This window comes from Actinospica durhamensis (assembly GCF_018139695.1).
GTDB classification, from domain to species: Bacteria; Actinomycetota; Actinomycetes; order Streptomycetales; family Catenulisporaceae; genus Actinospica; species Actinospica durhamensis.
Genome location: NZ_JAGSOG010000906.1, coordinates 1 through 381, shown reverse-complemented (window position 1 = coordinate 381; position 381 = coordinate 1). Strand labels below are relative to the sequence as shown.

Below are 381 nucleotides of genomic sequence, written 5' to 3'. Positions count from 1 at the left end.
CCATCGTCGCGGGCAACGTGAACGGCGGGAACGGGCTGTGGGTGGGATTCACGATCAACGGCGACCCGAACTGGCTGCTGATGGACCGCTCGCGCCTGAGCACCGCCGGCGGCAAGACCTGGCTGATCTGGCTGATCACCGCCGGGGCGCTGTCGCTGGCGGGCGCGGCGGCGATCGCGCGGCTGATCAACCGGCCGCTCAAGCAGCTCTCGTATGCGGCCAACCGCGTGCGCGACGGCGATTTCGCGGCCAGCCAGCTCGACGAAGAGGTGGTGACCAGCGAGATCCGCGAGGTGAACATCGGCTTCAACCGCATGGCGCAGAAGCTCGCCAAGCTGGAGCAGGACCGCGCCGTGATGCTGGCCGGCATCTCGCACGACC

At 69.0% G+C, this 381-nt stretch carries 1 protein-coding gene; it reads left to right on the top strand.

Annotated features, from left to right (window positions below; all coding sequences use genetic code 11):
* Positions 1-381, top strand: a 381-nt coding sequence (locus tag KDL01_RS47410; protein WP_212534395.1) for a HAMP domain-containing protein, incomplete at both ends; no start/stop codon positions are given.